The sequence below is a fragment of the Devosia sp. genome (assembly GCF_036676215.1).
Lineage (GTDB): Bacteria > Pseudomonadota > Alphaproteobacteria > Rhizobiales > Devosiaceae > Devosia.
In genome coordinates this window covers 1-4,596 of the sequence record NZ_JAKFDJ010000037.1, presented here as the reverse complement: position 1 = coordinate 4,596, position 4,596 = coordinate 1, and the positions used below count along the sequence as shown (strand labels likewise).

The window sequence follows — 4,596 nt, the reverse complement described above, 5'->3', positions numbered from 1 at the left end:
CCATTGCGTGGTTTCCCTGAGCCGTCCCCGTGCGCGAGCATAACGCGCTAGTCGCGTGCGGCGGCGAGGTTTGCCATCGAGCGGCGAGGGCAGTCGTGGTCGGTTTCGTCGGCTTGTGGCTCGTGATCAAATTTTTCGATCGCGACGAACGTTTCGGAGCGAACCTGTCACCGTGCCCCGTGCTGACGGTTTTTAGCAGCTACCGTTCTGTATCCAACCGTTCTCGACACGTCGGAATCGTTGCTTGTCTATGCAACGTTCGTCGGGCTGCAATGGTGCGAGTGTTGCTCGCTCTGCGCGCTGCCGCCGTATCTCCTCAAGGGATTGCTCCCGTTGAACTGCTGCGCGTGTGGCGGGCTGTGGTTTCGGCCAGGACGCCACCATTGCTTTGATGGCAGCGTTCGCGCGTTCTATTTCCTGCGCTTGTTCGTAACGATCGCAGGCCCGTAGGATCAACAGGCCTATCACGACCCCTGCTGCGATCTGCCAGACCGTCGCGCCTGACGAGGTTTTTTCTTCCATCGCTCGGCCTCGGCTGCGGCAACCCGGTCGCGCTCGCTTCGCTCAAGCCGGGGCAAACCGTGTTGGATCTCGGCTCCGGCGCCAGCGAAGGTCAGCGGGAGCCGCCGCCTTGCCCGATCCGGTAGTAGTCAAAGTCCACACGGCCGCCGGCGGTCTTGGTCGAATAAAAGAAGAGGGCGAAGCGATAACCCATAAAGTGAGGAAAAGAGTAGGTAAGGCGCGAGGGACGACCAATGGGAGTCCAGGATCTGCCGTCGAGGCTGTAGGAGAAGCGGGCAACTTCAGGCGCAGGCTGAAATTCGCATTCGACCTTGAGGTGAACGGTTTTGCCAGACAGGGGAACGGAGGCGATCTCCTCGGGATGGTCGGAATCGGCGCTCACCATGACGAGAGATCTGGCGCCGTCGCTCATCTTTACGCCAACAAAACCATAGTGTTTCTGAAAAGCGGCCAGGCCGGCCCAGTCGCCGTCTTTCATGCCGCTCACGTCGATGCTGGTGGTGGCGGAACTGTTAGGGCCAAAGGTGCGCTGGGTGAGGGTATTCGGAGCCTCGGGCAGAGTGGAAACGATCCGGCTGGTGACGAAGCTCAGGTAGCCCGGGCGCTTGGAGACCGACCAGTAACGTGGCTCGGGATTGTGATTCCATTGCCAGGCGAGGGGCAGGTCGGGGGCGCCGGGCCGGCGGTCGAATTCGTCGGAGGCGACGATGCCGGAGGCGCCGGAGACGCCCTGTCCGCCGGCGGGGATGTCGAGCGTCATGGGCACCTTGCCGTCTTCGCCGAGAACGGGCCAGCCGTCCTTCCAAGTCACGGGCACGAGGTAAGGGATGCGACCGACGGCGCCGTTGTCCTTGAAAAGATAGGCATACCATTTGCCTTCCGGGGTGTCGACGAGGCCACCCTGGGCGATACCGCGATCATCGAGCACGAGGCGACCCTCGTAGGGACCCGTGATTGCATCGGCGCGGTGGACGATGACGCTGCGCGCCCAGCGGCTCCCGGGCGAGGCGATGTTGAAGAGGTAGTAGCGGCCGTTGATCTTGAAAAGCTGCGAGCCCTCGCCATTGAGCCCGCCCAGGTCGGAGCCGAAGATGGTGTTGACGTTTTCGATGAGGACCTGGTTCACGCCGCCGGGCTTGATTCCGGAGAGATCGGGTTGCAGCTCGGTGAGCGTGATGCGACCGCCCCCGTAAACCATGTAAACGCGACCGTCGTCGTCGAAAAACAGGCTGTGGTCATGCATCAAGGGATCGAAACTCGTCTCTTTCCACGGGCCGCGATCCGGATCGCGCGTGGTGTAGATGTGGGTGCGTCCTCCGGTAGTGGCGGCGAAAGTCGAGGCATGGAACACGCCGTCGTGGTAACGCAGGCTGCTGGCCCAGGAGCCGGCACCGTAGGCGTTTTTGCCGTTCTCGAGCCGGAGGGCTTCGGTGTCGCCAAGGGTTTGATAGGCGTAGGAGGCCATGCTCCAGTTGACCAGGTCCGTCGACTTCATGATCGGCAGGCCCGGGCTCATGTGCATCGTCGTGCTGCTCATGTAGTAGGTTTTTCCTACACGGATGATTGCGATGTCCGGGACGTCGGCCCAGACAAGGGGATTGTGGGCAGGCGCCGCCTGTGTCGCCTGTGCCGCCGGAACGGCCTGAGACGCGACGGAGAGGACGAGGGCCATCAGGAGGGAAAAAATTGGGCGGTTCATGAGACGGGCGGGAGAGACGGCGGAAGGGCGGTTCAGGCTGTCAGGGTGTTTGTCCATGTTTTGTCTGCGGAGGCAATCATTGCGAGTCAGGGCATCGGTCAAGGGGGCGTGCCGTCCACCTTCACGCAGGATGCGCCCAAGCCTGCCGCCGCGCACAAGCGCAACGCGGCCGCAAGCACTGACGGCCTGCGGCCGTCTCAGCGCGCCTAGCGCGCGTAGAGCGCGAACGCGAAGTCCGCGGGGCGGCCCTGCGGGTCCTTCAGCGGCCGGTCGTCGAGGTTGGCCTCGCCGTCGGCATAGACGTCGTCGCGGCTGGCGCGCAGATTGATCGTCAGCGCCTCCTTCTGGCCCTGCAGCGCCAGCGCGTAGCGGCGACCGGCCTGCAGCACGACGGGCGGATGGGCGCTGAAGTCGAAGCTCAGCAGGCCGGCCCCTTGCGGCCGGTAGGCGATGGCCAGGCCCTGGCCGGCGCCGAGCAGTTCGGTACCGGCCTCCACGTCGCGCAGTGACAGCCGCAGCGGGTGCGTGGCGTCCGTGCCGTGGCCGTCGCCGGCGTACAGGCTGAGCTGGCCGAGTGCGATGTCGGCGCGCGGCACGAAGGTCTGCACCAGGCGGCTGGCGCCGCCGTCGCGGTTGAAGCCCACGGGTTCGGGGGCCTGCTCGAAAGGCCGGGTGACCGAAGCCAGCGCCGGGCGGCCCGGCCAGGTTTCGGGATAGCCCTGGGCGAACTGCTGGACGGCCACGCGGGGGTCGGAGCGGCCCGGGTCCGCCGGCGCGGGCACCTTGCCGGCGGGTGGCTTGGGCGGCATGCTGATGCCGGCCTCGGTCTGCGTGACGGGCCACATTCGGCCGTCGGCGTCGTAGTAGAGGTACTCCATCGTGACGGAGCGGCGGTTGCCGTTGCCGGTCTGGCCGTCGGGCAGGGTCAGCTCGCCGTTGTGATAGGCCAAGTAGGACTGGCCCTTGAAGTCGTCGATGACGCCCGCGTGGATGGTGTAGCTATTGTGCGTCGGGCCGGTCAGCAGACCCTGGTAGGTCCAGGGCCCGCGCGGGCTGGGCGCGGTGGCATAGGACAGGTGCTCCCAGACGTTCTGGTGCGCCATGGATGCGTAGGTCAGGTAGTACACCCCCTTGCGCTTCGACAGCCACGGCCCCTCGGTGTAATTGGGCAGCGCGATCTTTTCGATAGGGCCGTCCAGCTCGGTCATGTTCGGCTTGAGCCGGGCCAGGTAGAGCACCGGGTTGCCCCAGGCCAGCCAGGCGGTGCCGTCGTCGTCGATGAAGACGGTGGGGTCGATGTCGTTCCAATTGTAGGGGCTCGGCGTTGTGGCATCGGTGACCAGCGCCGAGCCGCGCGCATCCTTGAACGGGCCCAGCGGGTTGTCGGCCACCGCCACGCCGATGGCCTTGCCTTGGTGGGTGTCGTCGTGCTGCACGGTGGCGTAGAAGTAGAAGCGGCCGTTGCGCTGCACCACCTGCGCGGCCCAGGCGTCGCCCACCGCCCACTTGAAGTCGGTGGGCTTCATGTGGGCGCCGTGGGCGGTCCAGTGGCGTAGGTCCTTGGACGAATAGCACAGCCACTCCTTCATGAGGAAGAAGTCGTTGCCCTTGGCTTCGTCACGGCCGACGTAGAGGTAGACCGTGTCGCCCACGACCAGCGGCGCTGGGTCGGCGGTGAAGCGGTCGCGCAGCACCGGATTGGCGCCGGGCGCCGGTTCGGCGGCCGGCGCGGTCCCGCAGGCGAGGGCGGCCCAGCAGAGGGTGATGCGGTGCAGCAGGGTGACGAGGCGCATGGCTAGGCGTGAACCTTCAATAGGTTGTTGCGGGTGTTCACCCGGAGTGGTTTGGAAAGACATAGGAATCGCCAAACCCCCTGTCAAAGCGAGCCGGAGCCCGGATGACGACACGGGAGGCCAAAGGTCTGATACTTCGGAGGGCTATTAGAGAACCAGAACGCTAGGAGCAGCCTGATCTGCCCTATGGCATACTTCGCATAATGTATATTATGTAAATAATACGATGGCTCTTCGAGCTACCCGTGGCGGGCATCCCGCCACGTCTATAAAGAAATGCGCCCCCCGCCTCACCAGAACAGCACATACAGCGCGATGAGGATGGCGACCACACCGACGCTGCCGAATCGGAAAGCGGCTGGTGTGTGGTAATCCACATCGTCCGTGCGGATCGGATCCGACGTCGCTGCTGCGGGTGTGATCAGCGACACCAGCACGGCAAGCCCAAGCGACAGCAGGAACACCAGGCCGACGCGGTCGATGAAAGGCAGCGTTGGCCAGGCCAGCTTCAGCACGATCGACAAGACGAACGAGCCGATGGCGGCAGCCAGCGCGCCGGCTTCGTTGGCGCGCTTCCAGAAC

At 64.9% G+C, this 4,596-nt stretch carries 3 protein-coding genes; all 3 read right to left on the bottom strand.

The genetic code is table 11. From position 1 onward, the window contains the following. Positions 1–613: 613 nt before the first annotated feature. Positions 614–2,278: a glycoside hydrolase family 43 protein gene (locus tag V6M52_RS02705; RefSeq protein WP_332699190.1), complete on the bottom strand. Its 1,665-nt coding sequence runs from the start codon at positions 2,276–2,278 to the stop codon at positions 614–616. A gap of 149 nt (positions 2,279–2,427) precedes the next feature. Further along, positions 2,428–4,014, bottom strand: coding sequence for a glycoside hydrolase family 43 protein (locus tag V6M52_RS02700; protein ID WP_332699187.1), 1,587 nt, complete (start codon positions 4,012–4,014; stop codon positions 2,428–2,430). Positions 4,015–4,304: 290 nt separating this feature from the next. After that, positions 4,305–4,596 (bottom strand): hypothetical protein (locus V6M52_RS02695; RefSeq protein ID WP_332699184.1); only part of this gene is annotated, 292 nt, incomplete at its 5' end.